Source organism: Bittarella massiliensis (ex Durand et al. 2017), assembly GCF_001486165.1.
In the GTDB taxonomy this organism is placed as follows: domain Bacteria; phylum Bacillota; class Clostridia; order Oscillospirales; family Ruminococcaceae; genus Bittarella; species Bittarella massiliensis.
Map to the genome: position 1 here is coordinate 265,972 of NZ_LN908976.1, position 17,633 is coordinate 283,604.

The 17,633-nt window shown below is 58.6% G+C and carries 20 protein-coding genes; 5 read left to right on the forward strand and 15 right to left on the reverse strand.

Features of this window, described 5'->3' with window-relative positions; translation table 11 throughout:
* Positions 1 to 22 precede the first annotated feature (22 nt).
* Complete coding sequence (locus BN3266_RS04690) at positions 23 to 1,333, reverse strand: MFS transporter (RefSeq protein WP_059004154.1); 1,311 nt, start codon at positions 1,331 to 1,333, stop codon at positions 23 to 25.
* Between the two features lie 324 nt (positions 1,334 to 1,657).
* Here BN3266_RS04690 and BN3266_RS04695 point away from each other — a divergent pair, with 324 nt between their 5' ends.
* Positions 1,658 to 2,719 carry a cation diffusion facilitator family transporter gene (locus BN3266_RS04695; protein WP_075109681.1) on the forward strand — a complete coding sequence of 354 codons (1,062 nt, stop codon included), beginning with the start codon at positions 1,658 to 1,660 and terminating at the stop codon, positions 2,717 to 2,719.
* Positions 2,720 to 3,064: 345 nt separating this feature from the next.
* On the opposite strand, the gene BN3266_RS04700 is transcribed toward BN3266_RS04695, so the two are convergent.
* Positions 3,065 to 4,195, reverse strand: coding sequence for a DUF4317 domain-containing protein (locus tag BN3266_RS04700; RefSeq protein WP_059004156.1), 1,131 nt, complete (start codon positions 4,193 to 4,195; stop codon positions 3,065 to 3,067).
* Between the two features lie 128 nt (positions 4,196 to 4,323).
* Here BN3266_RS04700 and BN3266_RS04705 point away from each other — a divergent pair, with 128 nt between their 5' ends.
* The 4 genes from BN3266_RS04705 to BN3266_RS04715 all read left to right on the forward strand — a co-directional run bounded on the left by BN3266_RS04705 (position 4,324) and on the right by BN3266_RS04715 (position 6,851).
* The gene (locus BN3266_RS04705) at positions 4,324 to 4,764 is read left to right on the forward strand and encodes a hypothetical protein (protein WP_059004159.1); all 441 of its coding nucleotides are present in this window, start codon (positions 4,324 to 4,326) and stop codon (positions 4,762 to 4,764) included.
* Between the two features lie 686 nt (positions 4,765 to 5,450).
* The gene (cptIN, locus tag BN3266_RS13750; RefSeq protein ID WP_021660819.1) at positions 5,451 to 5,915 is read left to right on the forward strand and encodes a type III toxin-antitoxin system CptIN family toxin; all 465 of its coding nucleotides are present in this window, start codon (positions 5,451 to 5,453) and stop codon (positions 5,913 to 5,915) included.
* Between the two features lie 335 nt (positions 5,916 to 6,250).
* Positions 6,251 to 6,439 carry a type II toxin-antitoxin system HicA family toxin gene (locus BN3266_RS04710; protein WP_059004161.1) on the forward strand — a complete coding sequence of 63 codons (189 nt, stop codon included), beginning with the start codon at positions 6,251 to 6,253 and terminating at the stop codon, positions 6,437 to 6,439.
* 19 nt (positions 6,440 to 6,458) lie between these two features.
* Positions 6,459 to 6,851 carry a type II toxin-antitoxin system HicB family antitoxin gene (locus tag BN3266_RS04715; RefSeq protein WP_059004163.1) on the forward strand — a complete coding sequence of 131 codons (393 nt, stop codon included), beginning with the start codon at positions 6,459 to 6,461 and terminating at the stop codon, positions 6,849 to 6,851.
* A gap of 53 nt (positions 6,852 to 6,904) precedes the next feature.
* On the opposite strand, the gene BN3266_RS04720 is transcribed toward BN3266_RS04715, so the two are convergent.
* The 13 genes from BN3266_RS04720 to BN3266_RS04785 all read right to left on the reverse strand — a co-directional run bounded on the left by BN3266_RS04720 (position 6,905) and on the right by BN3266_RS04785 (position 17,614).
* Positions 6,905 to 7,981 (reverse strand): N-acetylmuramoyl-L-alanine amidase, encoded by a 1,077-nt coding sequence (locus tag BN3266_RS04720; protein WP_059004165.1) that lies wholly within the window; start codon positions 7,979 to 7,981, stop codon positions 6,905 to 6,907.
* Between the two features lies 1 nt (position 7,982).
* Positions 7,983 to 8,279 (reverse strand): phage holin family protein, encoded by a 297-nt coding sequence (locus tag BN3266_RS04725; RefSeq protein WP_059004166.1) that lies wholly within the window; start codon positions 8,277 to 8,279, stop codon positions 7,983 to 7,985.
* A 58-nt stretch (positions 8,280 to 8,337) separates the two neighbouring features.
* Positions 8,338 to 8,613 carry a hypothetical protein gene (locus BN3266_RS04730; RefSeq protein WP_059004168.1) on the reverse strand — a complete coding sequence of 92 codons (276 nt, stop codon included), beginning with the start codon at positions 8,611 to 8,613 and terminating at the stop codon, positions 8,338 to 8,340.
* Between the two features lie 10 nt (positions 8,614 to 8,623).
* The gene (locus tag BN3266_RS04735; RefSeq protein ID WP_059004170.1) at positions 8,624 to 8,908 is read right to left on the reverse strand and encodes a hypothetical protein; all 285 of its coding nucleotides are present in this window, start codon (positions 8,906 to 8,908) and stop codon (positions 8,624 to 8,626) included.
* Positions 8,909 to 8,923: 15 nt separating this feature from the next.
* A complete protein-coding gene (locus tag BN3266_RS04740) occupies positions 8,924 to 10,264 on the reverse strand; it encodes a pyocin knob domain-containing protein (RefSeq protein ID WP_059004173.1) in 1,341 nt (446 codons plus the stop codon).
* 12 nt (positions 10,265 to 10,276) lie between these two features.
* Complete coding sequence (locus BN3266_RS04745; RefSeq protein WP_059004175.1) at positions 10,277 to 12,184, reverse strand: phage tail spike protein; 1,908 nt, start codon at positions 12,182 to 12,184, stop codon at positions 10,277 to 10,279.
* Positions 12,181 to 12,888, reverse strand: a complete 708-nt coding sequence (locus BN3266_RS04750) for a hypothetical protein (RefSeq protein ID WP_059004176.1) — start codon at positions 12,886 to 12,888, stop codon at positions 12,181 to 12,183. The genes BN3266_RS04745 and BN3266_RS04750 overlap by 4 nt, the downstream gene beginning before the upstream one ends.
* Positions 12,885 to 15,212: a phage tail tape measure protein gene (locus tag BN3266_RS04755; protein WP_059004179.1), complete on the reverse strand. Its 2,328-nt coding sequence runs from the start codon at positions 15,210 to 15,212 to the stop codon at positions 12,885 to 12,887. Before BN3266_RS04755 ends, BN3266_RS04750 begins: the two co-directional genes overlap by 4 nt.
* 198 nt (positions 15,213 to 15,410) lie before the next feature.
* Positions 15,411 to 15,791 (reverse strand): hypothetical protein, encoded by a 381-nt coding sequence (locus BN3266_RS04760; RefSeq protein WP_059004181.1) that lies wholly within the window; start codon positions 15,789 to 15,791, stop codon positions 15,411 to 15,413.
* Positions 15,792 to 16,352 carry a major tail protein gene (locus BN3266_RS04765; RefSeq protein ID WP_059004183.1) on the reverse strand — a complete coding sequence of 187 codons (561 nt, stop codon included), beginning with the start codon at positions 16,350 to 16,352 and terminating at the stop codon, positions 15,792 to 15,794.
* A 2-nt stretch (positions 16,353 to 16,354) separates the two neighbouring features.
* A complete protein-coding gene (locus BN3266_RS04770; RefSeq protein WP_059004185.1) occupies positions 16,355 to 16,660 on the reverse strand; it encodes a hypothetical protein in 306 nt (101 codons plus the stop codon).
* On the reverse strand, positions 16,657 to 17,040 hold the full coding sequence (locus BN3266_RS04775; RefSeq protein WP_059004188.1) for an HK97 gp10 family phage protein: 384 nt from the start codon (positions 17,038 to 17,040) through the stop codon (positions 16,657 to 16,659). The genes BN3266_RS04770 and BN3266_RS04775 overlap by 4 nt, the downstream gene beginning before the upstream one ends.
* Before the next feature lie 301 nt (positions 17,041 to 17,341).
* Complete coding sequence (locus BN3266_RS04785; protein ID WP_059004193.1) at positions 17,342 to 17,614, reverse strand: head-tail connector protein; 273 nt, start codon at positions 17,612 to 17,614, stop codon at positions 17,342 to 17,344.
* Positions 17,615 to 17,633: the final 19 nt, after the last annotated feature.

The following is a 17,633-nucleotide window of genomic DNA, read 5'->3' on the forward strand; positions in this document are numbered from 1 at the left end:
GCGGGCGCTCTTTTCTGCGCGCTTACCGGCGGGGCAGCCGTTCCTCCAGGGCCCAGATGGCCCGGGAGCGGCGAAAGAGGAGGCAGGTGCCCACCCCCAGCGCCGCCAGGAAGAAAAAGAGGAGGGCGGCCCCCGCGCCCTTCCCCTCGCCAAAGAGGAGGTGCAGGGGGCTGCCGGCGGGCTGGGCGGCCATCAGGGGCTCGCAGACCCCGTCCACCAGGGCGCCCCCAGCCAGATAGCCCAGGGGGATGGTGAAGAACTGCAGGGCATTTCGCACCGAGTAGACCCGACCCTGCATCTCCACCGGGATGTGCAGCCGCAACAGCACGTCGAGGTTGGCGTTCATGGCGGGGATGCAGAGCCACCCCAGCACCGAGCCCAGGCACCAGACCGGCAGCCCCCGCCCCAGGGAGAGGAGGAGGTTTTCGGTGCTCATAGAGAAGAGGAGGGCCCCCATGATCACCCGCACCCGGCTTTTGGGGGCCGGGGCGAGGGAGACCGCGGCGCTGCCCACCAGGTTGGCAAGCCCCGCACAGGTGTTCACCAGCCCCAGGGCCACCTCCCCTCCCCCGGCCCGGGGGAGGAGGAGGGCGGGCAGGGCCGCGTTGTACATCGAGGCGGTGAGGTTGATGGCGGCCAGAAAGAGGATGAGGTGGAGCACCCCCCGATTTCGGGCGAGAAAGACGAGCCCCGCCTTTGCCACCTGCCAGGTCGGCTCCCGCGGGCCCGTCTCGGCGGCGGTGTGGGGGAGCCGGACGGCCAGGCAGAGGGCAGCGGCGGCCACGGCGAAGGTGGAGAGGTCGACCGCGATCACCGCCCCCAGCCCCCCAAAGGCGAAGATCGCGCTGGCCAGGATGGGGGCGAGCACGGTGACCAGGGAGTTGGAGAGGGCCCGCAGCCCGCTCACCTGGTGGTACTGCTCCCGGGGGACCAGCAGGCTGACGGCCACGTCGGAGGCGGGCTGCTGAAAGGTGTTCATCAACCCGCTCACGGCGTTGAGGAGGTAGAGGTGCCCCATGGCCAGCCGCCCGGTGGAGAGGAGGGCGAGGGCGCAGAGGGTGCAGAAGGCCGCCGCACTGTCGCACAGCAGCATGGTCTTTCGCTTGTCCCAGCGGTCGCTCAGGGCGCCGGAGAAGATGCTCAGCGCCACATAGGGGGCGTAGGAGCAGACCGAGAGCAGGCCGGTGGAGAGGGCCGAGCCCCACTGCTGGTAGGACCAGACCACCAGGGCGAAACTGGTCATGGCGCTGCCCAGGGCCGAGAGGGATTGGGTGGACCAGAGGACGAAAAAGGGCCTCAGGCCGCGATAGCGGGCTTTGATTTTTGAAAACACGATGGACTTTGCTCCTTTGTTTGGATTTCCGGCCGGGCCGGATGGCTGTTCCAAACGCGCAAAATCCCTCTGTCGGGCGAAAAGCGTATCTTTACTACTTAATGATTTGCTCCGCGCAGCGCCGCCCGACTAGCGGACCTTGCGCGGAGCTCCCTCAATGCAAAGGCGCAAAGCCGGCGCCCCCTCTCTCAAGAAATTTCCTCTATCGTACCGCCCCCCTCCCCCCTTTGTCAACCATGGCGGGGGCGGCGCATAAGCTAGGGGGCACGGCGCCGCCCTTCCGGCAAAGAGGGGCGGCGCCGCAGGATAAGGGAGGGGATCGCCGTGAGAGAGGCGGACGAGGACCGGCGGGTGGCCATGCGGGTGTCGGGGGTGAGCATTGCGGTCAACCTGGCGCTGACGGCCTTCAAGTTGGCGGCGGGGCTGTTGGCCCGCTCGGGGGCGATGGTGTCCGACGCGGTCCACTCCGCCTCCGACGTCTTCAGCACCCTGGTGGTGATGGGGGGCATCAACCTGGCCGCCCGGCAGCCCGACCAGGACCACCCCTACGGCCACGAGCGGCTGGAGTGCGTGGCCGCCATCCTGCTGGCGGTGATTTTGGCGGCCACCGGGGCGGCCATCGGCGCCCAGGGGATCGCCCAGATGTGCAGCGGGGGGAAGGCGTTGGCAGCGCCGGGGGCGCTGGCCCTGACGGCGGCGGCCGTCTCCATCGCGGTGAAGGAGTGGATGTTTCGCTACACCCGAAAGGCGGCCCGGCGGGTGCACTCGGGGGCGCTGATGGCCGACGCCTGGCACCACCGCTCCGACGCCCTCTCCTCGGTGGGGGCCTTTGTGGGCATTTTGGGGGCCCGGCTGGGGTGGCCGATCCTCGATCCCCTGGCCAGCGCCGTCATCTCCCTCTTCATCTGCAAGGCGGCCCTGGACATCTTTCGCGACGCGGTGGACAAGATGGTGGACAAAGCCTGCGACGCCCGGACGGTGCAGGCCATTGCCGCGGCCGTCCGCGCCCAGGAGGGGGTGGCGGGGCTAGACGAGATGCGCACCCGGCAGTTTGGGGCCCGGGCCTATGTGGACATGGAGATCGCGGTGGACGGCCGCCTCTCCCTCGAGGCCGCCCACCAAATCGCCGAGGGGGTGCACCGGGCCGTCGAGGCGGGGTTCCCCCAGGTCAAACACTGCATGGTGCATGTCAACCCCGCCCGCCCAGGGGGCAAGGCGGGGCCGGGAGAAGGAGACGCGATTTCAGAGAGGGCGGCCCCGTTGAAGGCGACCCTTCCGGCTGCCTGCGGACAGCTGGAACAAACACCCGGTCCCCAGGGGGAATCAAGGCAGGTGTCCTTGCAGCGCTCCCCGGTCGCCCGCAACAGGGCGGGGGCCGGCCGGTGACAGCTCCCGGCCCCCTCGGGCCAGGGCGGCCTGCCCTCCCCGGAACAGGGCCGCTCCCGTCGGCATCTCCCACAGCGCCGCACCCTACCGCCCTGTCCGCGCCGTTGGGGCCGGGCAGTGAAGGGCGCGGCAGAGGGACGGCGCCGCCGGCCACCCTGGACCCCGTCGGCCTCCGCCCGGGGAGAAGGGCGCGGGGCAAAAAGACCCCCTTTCTCCTGCAAAATGGCGGCAAAATGTCGCCTCCCCCCCCTTCGGCCGACAAAAGGGGAGCAACCTGCCCCTCAGGGCAAATTGCTCCCCTGCAAACCGAATCGCCGCGGAGCCCCCCCTGCCGGGGCCAAGAAATCAGGAGATGTGGATGTCGATCCCGTTGACCTGTACCCCCTCCTCGGCGCGGATGAGGATGTAGCGGACGCCGTCGATGACCCGGGTCTCCACCAGATCCCCCCGCTCGGGGTTCACCTTGACGGTGACGTCGGGGGTGGCGACCTCCAGCGCCCGGGCGTTGACCAGGTTGCGGGGGCTCAAATCCAAATCGGGGCCAAAGGCCTCGTCGTAGCGCTGGGTAAAGGTGCTCAACCGCTCCTCCGGCACCCCGCAGCCCTCCAGCACCCGCTTGACGGCGTACTTGGAGACGGCCAGGGGCTCCTCCTCTTTGCGCTCCTTGTGCGCCTCGATCATCTCGGTGAGCTGGCCCTCCACCGCCTGCACCACCTCCAGGCTGCAGTCCTCGCCCAGGCTCTCCCCCAAAAGGGACTGAAAGGTCTCCTTCTGCTCGGCGGCGGGCATGGGGATCTCCCGGTTGAAGACGGCGTCGGCAAACTCCTGGTGGTTTTCGGCGGGGTTGCGGGTGTAGTAGAGGGCGCTGTAAATGTTGGCGCTGCGGCTGTCAAAGGCGGGGAAGAGAAAGCCCAGCTCGGGGGGCGAGACCAGCCAGTCCGCCGGCCGGTTGGAGAGCTTGTTCTCGTAGATGAAATAGCTCAGGGCAGGGGTGGTGAGCTTGACCGGGCAGATGCTGCAGAGAAAATAGGTGTAGACCTGGTCGGAGGCGTCGTCCTGCCGGCCCCCGTCGGCCGAGCGGTAGGGGACGTCGTAGGTCTCGTGGGCCAGGAGGATGAGGTAGCTGCCCTCCATCGACAGGGAGGCGATGACCTTCTGCAAAAAGGCCTGCACCGCCTCCTCGTCCCCCAGACCGGAACTGCGCAGGGACATGAGCAGCCGGTGCTCCTCGCTGTCCACCACCTGCTGGGTGGCGAACTCCACATCAAAGAGGTTGCGGCCCTGGGCCCCCGAGAGGGTGCGCTTGAGGGTGGCGAGGATCTTCTCCGCCTCCTCCTCGCTCATCATCGAGAGGGGCTGGTCAAACTGGGAGACGATCTCCCGCTTCTCGTTGACATAGCAGCCCCGCAGGTGGGTGATGTTGGTTTTTTCCGGCCGGTAGCGGCGGCGGATCTCGGCGATTTCCCGTTCGGTCATGGCAAATTCTCTTCCTTTCGCTCTGTCCGGGGCGGGGGCGATACACCCCCGGGCCCCCTCTGCAATATCCTGTAAAAAGGGCGTCCCCCTTCCGGCGGCGCCCAACATTCTGTGGGAGTGATGTGACTGTGAAAAACATCATCTGCAATTCGCGCTGGTGCCCCGGACCCGACGGCGGCCCCCTCTACTTTTCGGGGAGCGGGGCGACCTACGACAACCTCTGCGTCTGCGGCTACCGCACCTGCACCACCACCCTGCCCGAGGGCGGCAGCGGCTACGACCAGTACGACCCCGCCATCCCGGTGCGGGGACAGCAGGCCATCACCTGGGGGTATGTGCTGCGGGTGGTGGAGGCCCAGGACATCCGCCTGGCGGCCGAGTTCTGCGGCCCCAACGGGCAAACCGAGCGGCGGGAGGAGGTCATCACCTGCCGGGTCTGCTACTGCTTTAGCCGGCAGATGGCGACCTTCTCCATCCCCGATTGGGCCGAGACGGTGCGCCTTTCCCTCCACTTTGCGGGAAAGACCACCGCCTGCACCTACTACGCCCCCGCGGCCTATTTCTGCTAAAACGGCCGCACAGGGGCGGTCGGGGGCAAAGGAAGGGCCCGGAGCGCACATCGGCTCCCGGCCCTTTTTGGATGGTGCGGGAGATGGGACTTGAACCAGCATGCAGCAAGCTTGATGTTTTCCGAATTGCTCACAAACGTGATGATTATACCGTTTTTCGCAAAACTGTTCAAGCGGAGTACTTGCCAAAAAAGCAAAAAAGTAAATACAAGTGGGTTATAAAGTGGGTTACAAATTCGGGCATTTTCCTGCCTCTACCGCCTCTAAAATTTCTGCCATATAGGGCGGGGTCTTGATCCAGTCGCAGAGGAGGTGCCACTCAACTCTCGCTAACTTAAGTTCTTTTTTCTTATAAGCAAGCATCAGACTTTAAGAAAAATAATGGGGTGCTATTTTGATTTTATTTCCCGTAAAATGGTGTAAAATAGCAAAAACAGCATTAAAACGGCTCTAAAACGAGCTTTCAAACACCCATTACCTATTTTGACGTTTTACACCATGCGGAAGATGGTATATTATATAGGCAGAGAGATAGGCCCCACCGCCGTCCTCTGTGTGTCGCGTGTCAGCAGCGACTCATAAGTGTCTGACGTGCTTTAGATTGTCGCGTGCCAGCAGCGACTCATAAGTGTCTGGCTTGAAAGGTGCCCTTCTGAAAAGAAGGGCATTTTCTTTAGGGAGGTAAGATGGAACTCGAAGAAAACGGATTGTATGTGATAAAGGACTCTTATTTTTCTGATTTCAAAGACAAACACCTTATGTTAAACAAACTTGAAAGCCGCCCTTATTTTTATGCTCTAAAAGAATCCGACAATATTTTTTGGATGATCCCACTTAGCTCCAAGGTAGAGAATTACCGGGCTAAAATCAAAAAATACGAAGCAAAGTTCGGACGCGGAAAATGTGTTTTTTACCATATAGGCAAAATGATGGGAAAAGAAAGCGTATTTTTAGTAGGGAACACTATTCCCGTTTCACCCAGATATATCAAGCAGGCATATACTGTAAGGGGGATCCCGTATGTCATCGAATCTCAAGCCCTGCTCAATAATATAAAAAGAAAGCACAAAAAATATCTGACCTTGGTCAAGCAAAAACGACTGCGCCCTAATATAGATATTTTTACTATCCACGAAAAGCTTCTTCATTGACTTTTTGAGAAAAATCGCATATAATATAGACACCAAGAAAAACTTCATGTTTTGTAAGAGCCGTGGATATGATCCACGGCTCTAGTTTTTATAAACAAAAATCGGTATGATTTAACTTGTTGGTAACTTGCTTTACAAAAAAGCTGGCCGCGTTCGAGTGCGCCAATGATACAAGATGTATCCCCAATCCAGATCCAATACCCCAAATATAGATCAAGTTTAACTTGCCAGTAACTTGCTGATGTACAAAAATAGTTGTGGAAAATTCACGAAAGCCCTTGACTATACGTGCTAATACGTGTTATAATATGAATACAGTAAGGGAGGGGAAACAAATGCCGATGACCGCCAAAGAGATGATAAAGCTTCTCACCAAAAACGGGTTTCAGGTAGTCGCCCAAAACGGGTCGCACGTTAAAATGAAAAACCCCGAGACAGGAAAGCAGACAACGGTTCCCCTCCATGCGAAAGACCTCAAAAAGGGGCTGGAACAGGCAATACTGAAACAGGCGGGGCTGAAATAAGCCCCAGAAGGAGGACACCATGAACAAGTTATTTTACCCGGCAGTATTTCATTGGGCCGAGGAAGGGGGCTTCTGGGTCTCCTTCCCTGACCTGCCCGAATGTTTGACCCAGGGGGACGATATGACCCAGGCCTACGAGATGGCGGTCGATGCGCTGGGCCTCTGCTTGGTCTCCAAGGAGCAGAACAAAGAGCCCCTGCCCAAACCTTCAGAACCCGATAAAGTATCCGTAGAGGGCGGATTTTTAGTAGTTGTGGAGTTTGATATGCTCGCCTACAAAAAGCGCGCCAACCCCCGCGCAGTAAAAAAGACATTGACCATCCCGGGATGGCTCGACGAGGAGGCCACCGCTAAAGGAGTAAATTTTTCCCAGGTTCTTCAAGAGGCGCTCATCGAAAAACTGCGCGCATAGAAAAAACGCCCCGGCCTGCCAAAAAGCAAGTCGGGGCGCTCTCTATGTATGGGCTATCTCACACAAGCCGGGCCAATCCAGCCATCGGCAATGTGATACCACCCGTCGGCGATCTCGGTGTACTCCACGGTGCAGCCGCCGGTCATTACCCGCACGGTGCCGTACTCGGTGCCGGGACCCTGACGCACCCGCCAGTTTCCGGAGTTGACCCGCACGGTCTTGGCCTGGGTGGTTGTGCCAACAACCCCCTTGGGGCCGAGCCATCCCTCGGCAGTGTGATACCAGCCGTCCACCACCTCGGTATAGTTGACGGCGCGTCCGCCTACGGTCACCTTGACAACGCCGTATTCCATACCAGGGCCCGCCCGCAGGTTCCAGGTGCCGCTCTTGATGGTGAGGGTCTTGCGCTCGGGCACCGGGGCAGCGGAGGCATCAGCCACGGCCTTGGGGCCAAGCCAGCCGCCGTCAATATGATACCAACCGTCGCTCATCTCGGTATAGGTGAGCACCCGGCTGCCGGTGATGACCTTGGCGGAGGGATACTCCATGCCGGGGCCGGTGCGTACGTTCCAGGTGCCGGGGGCCACGGACAGGGTGCCCTCGGTGGGAGAGGGTGCGGGAGCCTCCTGCCCGCCGTCTAGGTAGGATTGGACGTGGGCCAGGAAGATCTGCCAGTCGTAGGGCTCCCCGCGGCGAATGCGGTTGGGGCAATCCTTGCCCGACCAGTGGTTATGCTGGACAACCCGCTCCAGGGGGATACCGTGTCTCTGCATGAGCTCGGCGGTGAGTCGGGCGGCGTTTTCGGTGGCCTGCCGCAGGTCTCCGTCATCGTTTTCGCAGATCTCGATTGCCAGGCTCTGCCGGTTGCCGGTGCCGTTGGCCCCGTCTCCGGCATGCCAGGTGCTCTCATCCTCTGGGATGCATTGGACAACCTGCCCCTCGTCTACTACATAGTGCCAGCCAATGGCCTTGTTTCGCCAGCCGCCGCGCAGCAGGTTGGCGTGGGCCACAGCGTCAGCTCCGCGTCCCCGGTTGGCGGTGTTGTGAATGGTGATGTACTTGGGGGTCAGGGTGTTCCCTGGGCGGGGGCCGCTGCCCTTGTAGGCCAACATGCCGATCAGTGTTGCCATGCTATTTCCCCCCCTTTTTGGCCTGCTTGATGATCTGGTTGACGTACACGCTCCCACCCGCGAGGAGTATGCCCTGCACCACGGCCACAAACACCGCCATGAGTACATTTTGAGCGGTAGACAGGTCAGAGGTCGCGCAGACATAGACGGCGCAGGTGAGCACCGAAAACGCCCCCAGCACGGCCGGGATATACTTGTCCTTGAGCAGTTCGGTGCGCTTGAGGGCCGCTCCGATGATGTAGCACACCACCGCCACCGGGATGAGCTCGGGCTTGATGTAGTTGATAATCTGTTCCATTTCATGTTCCTTTCTCCCTCCAACAGGAGGGCAAAACAAAAGCGCCTTGGATGGGCGCTTACTTCATTTTTTCGAGGACTTTCAAACGCCCCTCATGGTTTTCCAGCATCTTGTCCTGCTCCTCGTTCTTCTCCCACAGCCGTTCGTGGCTTTTGTGATTTTTCTCCCGGATTTCCTCCATCTTTTTGCTCTGGCCTCCCATCTGCTCGACGAGGTGTTCCATCGTCACTGTCAAGCGAGTAATGTTGGTATTGAGCTTTAGGATAGGGGCAACGATAGCCGCCAAAAAGCCGAGCAGCGCCACCACCACCCCAAAAACGCCCCACTCGGTCATCCTTATCCTCCTAACAGTCCTCGGCATCCGCCCACTCGGGCAGCGCCTTGATTTTGGCGTACATGGTCTTGCGGAGGTTACCGTTGGCTTGGGTCTCGGTCAGTTCGGCGGTCACCGCCACAGTCGAGACCGGCGCGCCTGCGTTGGCCGCCCGGGTGTCCTCGGTGAGGTAGCTGTACAGGGTGGCGGTCACCGTCGCCCCGTTGTCTGGGTGGCAGTGCACCAGCAGCCCGTCGATGCGGTGGTAGCTGGCGGTGGTGCCGTTGTCATAGGTGATTTGTTTTGATAATGCCATATTTTTTCTCTCTCCTTATTTCCAGCGGCCAATGGCGTGCCACGCCGCCGCGCGAGATGCTTGATTGACCAAAAAATCGCCGTTGACATACGACCGAAACCCCACCTTGCCTTGTGTAGCTGTTAGGGTCCCGCGCTCTACAATGCCCGCGCCCGAAACCCCGGAAACCAAAAATGCGGCGGGAGTGGTCGCGAACGCCACCGGGAAAGTCACAGTCAGATAGCCGCTGCTGTCCGACGTGCCGCTCACCTGCCCCCAGCACTCCATCGTCCCATCCGGCCACTTGATATAGGAGCCGTTGCTGGTGGTCTCTGACACCATTCCAGATGCCTGCCCCCACCCAGACATATTCCCGGTCGATAGCGCCTTGTGGCGGGTGTAGACTGCCCCTCCGGCCACATCGATATAGGTCTGTACTGCCACCACCGACGTACCCTCCACAGACATGACCCCGCTTGTTCCGGACGGACAGTTGGCCACTTTTTTCCCGTCGATTACATTCTGTCGGATGTACACTACCTGCCCGGGCGTCCAGTAGTTGTTGAGGTCATAGGTCTGGGCGGCGTCGGCGAGCTCAATTGTGGCGCTGGACGCCATTGCCCCCGCCTGCTCCGCTGTCACCTGGTGCGGGTTGGAGGTGCTCTGCATGTGGGCGATTATGCCTGTGCTCTCGATCCCTTCTGCGGCTTCATTGGCCCTAGTGGCGGCAGTCTGCGCGCTTTGTGCCGCCTCCTCCGCTTGGGTCTTGGCAGTGTCGGCGCCACTCGCAGCGGTATTTGCTGACCCCGCGGCAGTGGTCGCAGACTGGGCAGCTTCCAGCGCGGCCTGCTTCGCCGCGTCCACACTTGCCGCAGCATCATTTGCGGCCTGGGCGGCGGTATTGGCCCCCTCGGTCGCCTCGGCGGCCTTGGAGATGGCCTCCGCCGTGTCTGCTTTCCATTGGTCGGCGTCGGCCAAGGCGGCCACGAAAGACTGATACTCCGGCGACTTTTCAAGGTCTGGCCCGGCAGCCGCCATGGGCGAGACTAGCACCGCGAAGCGACCAGTGCCCACCACTGCGCCACCCTTAGACAAGAGCACGTCGCAGTGAGCATCCCCGGGCGACGCCAAAAAGGAGGGGATGAGCGGCACGACCACCACGTTCCCCACGATTTCCGCGTCGTGGATGTCGCTCGCCCCCGAGGCAGCCCGGTAGGTTGCCCTGGCGGTCGTCCCCTCCTCGATGGTGTAAGGCAGCCCATCCTTTTGCAGGGTGCACTCCACCACCCGGCTGTCCAGGTCCCCTTGGTGCGCCACGATCGGCGCGAAAACCTCCTCGCCGGAGAGGTTCAGCGTGATTTTATTTGTAATTTGCAAGGATTCACCTCCCTATATTTCTCTGCCATTGACAGTGACTTTAGGCCCATAAATGTTTACACCCGTTTCGTCAATCTCAATTCCTGACGCCCTTCCGCCACCGACTGGTGACGAGCTAATCAAAATTCGATTTCTGCGTAGTTCAAAGGAGGCCGGAGAATCATCTATGCGCATGTGGATAGCGCAAGAATGTTCTTCTGTGGGGTCTCCAAGAGCCCATCCGTACGACGAATATAGGTGCGCACTGTATTTTTCTGTCTCGCCTCCAAAATCAATCCCAAATGACCTAGGAGCGGAGAGAAAGGCATGTTCTGCTGCCACCGAGTATCCCCCCATTTTAATGAGTGGGACCCCTTCTGCATTGTTGAGACGAATCCCGTAGAGTTGGGATCCATCAGACCCGTTGAACCCCCCAACATCGACTTGGTAGCCGCCTGCGCCTATGAGCTTTTTCACCGCCGCGTCCCCGCTATCCAGGTCAAAATAGATAGTGCCATCCTTGGACTGGATGCGCCCGGCGATGATTTGAGAGCCGATGATGGTGTACGCGGTTATGAACTTGCCGACGATGTGGCCGTCCATGGTGATGGCGGTGTCATAGGGGCCGTTGATGCCGTTGGAGGAGTACCCGAACCCCCCCATGTTCCACCTCCACACCTTCCGCGCGGTCGCCATGTCCTCGGTGTCCATGATGAGGATTTCCTGCGGCTTCCTAGCGTCGTCTCGCTTGATGACCACGTGGCCGCCGTCGGTGCCGGTCAGGATGTCGGTGGCACGGTTGACCTCGGCCTCGATCAGGCTGTCCACGCCGCTGACGGTCTTCTCAATCTCGTGGACGCTGTTCTGCACCCCGCCAATGGTATCCGCGAGGTTGCTTTTGGCGTCCCCCAGCTCGATGCTGGTGTATTTCTCCGCCAACGGGTCGTAGATGGTCTTGATGACCTTGGCGGTGGCGTCTACCCCCAGGGCCGGGAAGCGCACGGTCAGGGTGTCCCCCAGCCCAACCTTTTGCAGTGGGCGCAGGGCCTCGTTGCCCTCGGTCTGCCACAGCGGCTCAAACGCCACCTTGATGTTGACCAACGGGACCCCGATGTTGGCCGACTTGATGTAAGCCTGGGCTTTGGCCCGCAGGGCGTCCACCGTGACCGGCTCGCCCTCCGAAAAATCGCCGGTGAAATCCCGGACACCCACCCGCAGGCGGGGGAACTTGTCGGCGGTGGGGGCCTCCAGGTACTGCTCCGGAAGGATGGTGTAGACATCCGACCCGTCTACCGTCTGCTTGACATAGGGTAGCAAGGCGGTCACCATCTCCCCGATGTTTTGTTCTTGCGTCAGGTCGGCGATGTTTTTGCCGTATTCCAGCACCACTTCGGTCTGCTGTCCTCGGTGGGCGTGGAGCTTGACCTCGAAATTGTCCCACTCGTACTCCCCGCCCCACACGTCCAGGATGGAGCCCTCTTTGCCGCCCAGGCAGGCCCGGACGCTGCACGGCTCCTTGATCTCGGTGGAGTTGCTGGAGGTGATGTCCGACCAGGCCGTGAAACGGTGCGGGACGACCGCCGCCCGCAGCAGGGTGGTGAGGGCCGTCCCCGCGTTGCCGGAGGCCTGGAAGCGGATGACTGGCGTGTCCCCCAGCTCGTAGCTGATGTGCTCCAGGGAGAGGGTGACCACCTGATTGATGGGGGCCGAAATCTTGTAGACCCGGAACAGCTGGGGGTCACTGGTGTCGTTTGGTAGTAGCTTGACAATGCTGCCGTTTTCGATGTCGGCGTAGTGCCTGCCGGTGGTGGGGTACTGGATGGAGGCCTCAAAAATGCCGTTGCGCTCCTCGGTCACCTCGCAGGACAGGCAATCCGGCAACAGCCCCAGGCCGTCGCTCTCGAAAGCGGTCTCGCCGGGGGCGAAAAGTACAGGAATCATAATGCGCACCACCTCGGTATCATCTCAATTTTGCTCGCCCCCGTGGCCTTGACCAGATTCCAGCCGGGGGCCAATTCGGGGTAGCTGTCGCCGGTCTTTTTGCTGTTTTGGGACAGTAGGCCTTTGTGGGTCTCCATGATCTCGCTGTCTACCTCGATGTAGCCAGAGACCCCCGAAAACTGCCACACGCGCCCCCCAACTGCCAGCCGAATATCCCCGTCACCGTACAGCTTAAAATAGGGCTTGCTTGGCCAATCTTCGGGGTTGTAGACAGTGCTCTCCAGCGGCAACTCCCGCAGCGCCCGGCCATCCTGCCGCAGCCGAAACGGCTGGCAGGAGAAAGTCAGGTTGAGCTTGCCGAACCGGCGGCCCACGGCCTCGATGTCCAGCGCTCCGCTGTACCGAGCCAGCCGGTAATATTGCCGGTCGTAGGTGTCGGCCAGCTCCCGGTAGCCGGGGGTGCCCAGCAGCCAGGATTTGATGCGCCGGGCGTAGGCAGCACGTTCTCCATCTTGGCACCGAAAAAACGCCTCATATGTGACCGTTTGTGCGCCAAACCGCCCTTTGTCAATGAGCAATTCCCCAGACCGGCCAGGTACACTGAAAACTTCAACCTCTCTCTCCGGTGCCGACAGGGTGGCCTCTTTGCTGATCCTGATTCCGTAGTCAATAGATCGACCACCACCAAAATAAAAGTAGTTCAAGCAAAAACCCCCTGTCTCCTTTGTACTTCGTTTTCAATCACATCGGCCACAATTCCGGCTAGCTCTCGCACATCTTGCCCCGGAGCCCCATAGACATTTATTGTGGTTTCTCCAAAGTTCGCCACTTTTGATGTCTGGTTTGTGAGAGGTTGCACCATCGCCTTGTTCCCTATCATGGTCAATAGCTCTGGGCCCGCCTCTCCGACAACCGCTGACCCGCTGGACAAAATTCCTCCTTTCGCCAGATATGGAATTTTCGAAATTGATGGGATATTAAACCCAAACGTTTTGCCCCCAAGAAGCGGCACCCAGTCCGGCACGTCGATTTTTATCTTGTTGATTCCTCTAATCAAGGCGTTAATCCCACTAATCGCCCCGTTTAGGATTCCGATGATCCCGTTTATAGGGGCTTTCGCGATGGCAATAAGGCCGTCGAATATCCCGCCGAATATTTCTTTGACGCCCTCCCAGGCACGTTCCCAGTCGCCGGTAAACACCCCCCTGATGAAGTCTATAATGCCATCGAAAATCTGTTTGATCGCGTCCCAAATATTTTTTATATTCGCAAAAAATGCGTTTATGGCATCTCCTAGCCCTGGCCCAAATACAGTTGTCCAGTCAACCATAAACACGCCCTGCAAAAAGTCATCCACCTTTTGCAAAATCGCTTGAATTTGATCGCCAAATAGCGCGACAATAGCAATAACCGCGATAATGGCCGCCACAATGGGGTTTGCGGCGATCAGGTTGAAAAGGCCAGAAAACGCGCCTTTTACCACCGGTATTACAGTTCCTGCGATGGTGCTAAATACGCCAGAAAGCTGCCCCGCCACGCTGATGATCGCGCTCACGCCCGTTGACACCTTGCCCAGAATAATCAGCAGCGGCCCAATCCCGGCGACGACTGCCAGAACGGTCAACACAATTTTCTGCCCTCGTTCGTCCAGATTGGAAAACCAATCTCCAACTGCCTGCAATTTCTGCGCCAGCGTCAACAGGATCGGCCCGGCGGTCTTGGCTATGGTCTCTCCGAAATCATGGAGCGCCAGCTTCGCTGTCTGCATGGCAAGCTGGGTGTCGTCCACCTCATCCACAATCCCTCCGTATGTGCTTTCAACCGCTCCTCCAGCTGATTCCAGGGCAGCAACATATTCATCTACCTCAAACCGCCCTCCGCGTATTGCGTCCGCGAGGTCCGGCCCCGCCTTTGCCCCAAATGCGTCGATTGCGATGGAGGTTGCGTTGGCGATGTCGGGTGCCGCTTTGATCGCATCTACGGTTTTCTGGAACTCAACAGTGCTGTCTTTCCCGGCTTTCCCCCAGTTTGAAATCGCCTTTTTCATTCCCGAGAAAGCAATTTCGGTGTTTACGCCAGCCTTTTCCCACCCGGCAAATAGGGCAATGGCGTGTTCTGTGTCGATTCCCAGTGCCCTCATGGGTGCACCATACTTCGCCAGGTTTTCGGCCAGCTTGTCAATGCTGATCCCGCTTTTCTGCCCGGCAACCGTCAGCATATCGAGGACAGACCCGTATTCGTCCGCTGCGATCCCGGCGTCCCCCATGGCCCTAGTGACCAGCTGCACAGAGGTGTTGACGTCCATCCCGTTCACTTTGGCGAATTTCAGGAAATCCGCAGAAGCCGTTTTCAGCTTTTCGCCGGTGAAGTCCAGACGTGTGTTGATTTCGCCAACCGCTGCGCCGATGTCCCCAAAATCTCCGGGGACCTCTGCCGCCACCTCTCGGTATACCGCTTCAAGTTCTTTGGCCGCGGCTCCTGTCGCCCCCGTCTTTTGCACAATGGTGTCAAGCCCTTCGTCCACGTCGTCCATGGCGGCGATGGACGTGGCTCCGACAGCTGCAATCGCCCCGGTTACCGGCAGCATCTTTTTTCCGGCAGCTTCCATCTTTGAGCCGGTCGCCTGCATCGCGTCTCCTATTTGCCCAACCTTTGACACCTGCTGATTGCATTCTTTTGCGGCGCTTTCAAGGCTTTTTAGGCTCTGTTCAGTGGCGGCAATCTCTCTTTGCAGGCCATCATATTGCTGCTGTGTGACCTTCCCTTCCGCAAACTGTTGCTGTACCTGCTTCTCCGCGGTTTTTAGGGTTTCCAGTTTGGATTTCGTCTCTTCCACAGAATCCGCAAGCAGCCTCTGCTTTTGGGCAAGCAACTCCGTGTTTTTGGGATCGAGTTTCAGGAGCCTTTCCACGTCTTTTAGTTGGGTCTGGGTATTCCTGATTTCCTTATTTGTTCCGGCCAGGGCTTTGTTCAGGCCGGTTGTATCTCCCCCCAAAACGACAGTGATTCCCTTGATTCTGTCAGCCAATCTTCCCACCCCCCCCAAAAAAGGACTTCATGCTTCCGGGCGCTGGCTTGTAGCTGTAATTCTCCATATCGTTTGCCTTTTCGGTCATCATGTCATAGATCATCCCGACGGACATATCGTCCAGATCATCCCCTGACAGACCCAGCTCTGCGCACCGAAGCATAAAAATAGAGCCGTTCGGCTCTCTATCCCTTGGGATTATTTTTTTTTAGGTTTTGCGGTGGTGCGTTCGTTCAGGGACCACAGCTGTAATATTTCCGGCAAAATTTCATAAATCGAAAAAGTCTCAAACCCGTCCAGCCAATCGTCCAAAGACGCCGGCGCGTCCGGGTCATACTGCTTTGCCATAACATAGGCGGCATTTTCAAAAATCTCCAAATCTAGCACCGACAGCTGCGCGTCCCTCTGCTCCTCTTCGGTTTTGGCGTTTTCCCCATTGATGGCCTTGGCATAGCTCTTGCGCAGGCGGTTCAGGTCTTGGATGATGTCCCGGCCAATTTTGTGCCGGTAGATCCTCGGGGTAAGGGCGGTTGCCCGAAACCCCACCTCTTTTCCCGAAATGGTCAGCACTTTGTCCATTTATGCCACAGCTCCTTCCACGAAAACTGACTTATACCAGTTGTTCACAGTCTCCGCCGGGGTGCTGTCCTGCGTCATTGCCAGCACGTTCCCGTTTTCCAACGGGGACGCGGTGACCGAAATGGACTGGGTCTGCGGCTCCTTGGATTCAGACGTAGTCGCAAACGACCGGCTGGGCCGGGTGGCGTTGCAATTGTACAGCACAAATTTTGTGCCGCTGGTGTCTCCGTCTTCCTCAAAGAGGAGCGCGAATGGCTTGGGCTCCACTCTGGCGTTCTCGGTCAGCACTTTGGAGGTTGCACCCTCGGTCACGCCATAGATCTCTTTGAGAAACTCTGGCGGGAAAAGGGCCATCTCCAGGTCGCCCGTGTACCCGTTGTTGGCGCTGGACTGATAATAGACAATTCCGTCCGCATAAAAGGGCGACACATCTCCCTGCGGCTCCAGAGAAAAACTAACAGCACCAGGGATTTTCACCGGCGTGGACCAGGCAGGCTCTGCGCCATCGGTAAAGACAGCATAGTGCACGTTTTTGATATTGAATTTTACTTTATCAGGCATTTTTACACCTCAATTTCGTAGAGTATTTGATAGCACCGTTCGCCATCAAGATAGGTTTCCGATTTTTCCCAAAAGAAAGAGGACAAGGCATCCTCCACCTTGTCCTCCGCTTCTGGGCTTTTTAGATTTGTGTAAAGCTCGACTTGTACATGACTGATTGGGCAATACGCTATTCCGTCAGCAGAAAAGTTGTTTGTGTAAGCCTCTCGATACAAAATGTATGGCGCGTTTTGCTCTTCCTCGAAATACCCGTAAGCCACTGGAATCCCTGTAGTTTTTAGGGTGTTTTTTAGTTCTTCAAGCGTCATTTTTTTACGATCACCTTTACTTTTCGTATCAATTTCTGTTCTACGTTTTTTTCTGCTGGGCCTATATGGGGGTGCGGTGGGGCGGCGCCCTTTGCCGTGCCTCCCCTCCCTGCGTGACCGTCCTCCAGCAAGTGGGTAAGCTGATAATCAGTCCGATTTCTTATCACAACGCGAATGTATTCGGTGCTTTCGTACGCAACCTTGTCTCTCCATCCCTTCCGGTAGCTTCCTGTCAGCACAGGGCTCTTCTCCTGGATTTCTCGGCGGCACTCCTTCGCGGCCTGCTTGATTTCTTCTTTTAGGCTATCAGTGACGTCTTGGCTGTACTCGGCCAACTCTTTGGCGATTGCGGACGCCAAGCTGTCTGTCTTCACGCCCATTAAATCCCCGCCTTTCTCTCCATGTAGAGCTCTATTGTGTCCCCTCTCCCTAAAAAGGTGCGGTAAATCCCATATCGCACCCCGTCCAGCTCTGCAATTTGCTCTCCTTGGTAATCGGAGGCAAATACGATGGCTCGGTAAGCCGGATTTAGCCCCGCCTTTCCACCGTCGAACCATTCGCTGGCGGACACGCTAGTGATGTCGCAAAAAACATTTCTCGGAGCCTCTTGAGGGACACGCTGCCCAATGTTGTCCTCTATGTAGGAGACCCCAACAAGGGTGAGCACTCGCGACCTGTCCACTATATATCCCCCCAGTCGGTATAACCAGTTGCAATTTGTAACTGGGCCTTTTGCTCGTCATATGCCGCTTTGAGCCTGTCGTATTCATCCGGGCTTCCGAAGTTTGCCCGGCAATAAGTTGTGACTGCCCGGATGATAAGAGGGTCTGTTTCTTCCAGAGAGACGATTCCGGCTATTCTGAGGTCCGCTATGGCCGCCGCAATCAAATCGGAGATTTCTTCGTCAAATGCGGTAGTTGTGATTCGCAGGGCCAGCTTTACCTTTTCTAGCATCTCTTCGCCTCCTGTTCGG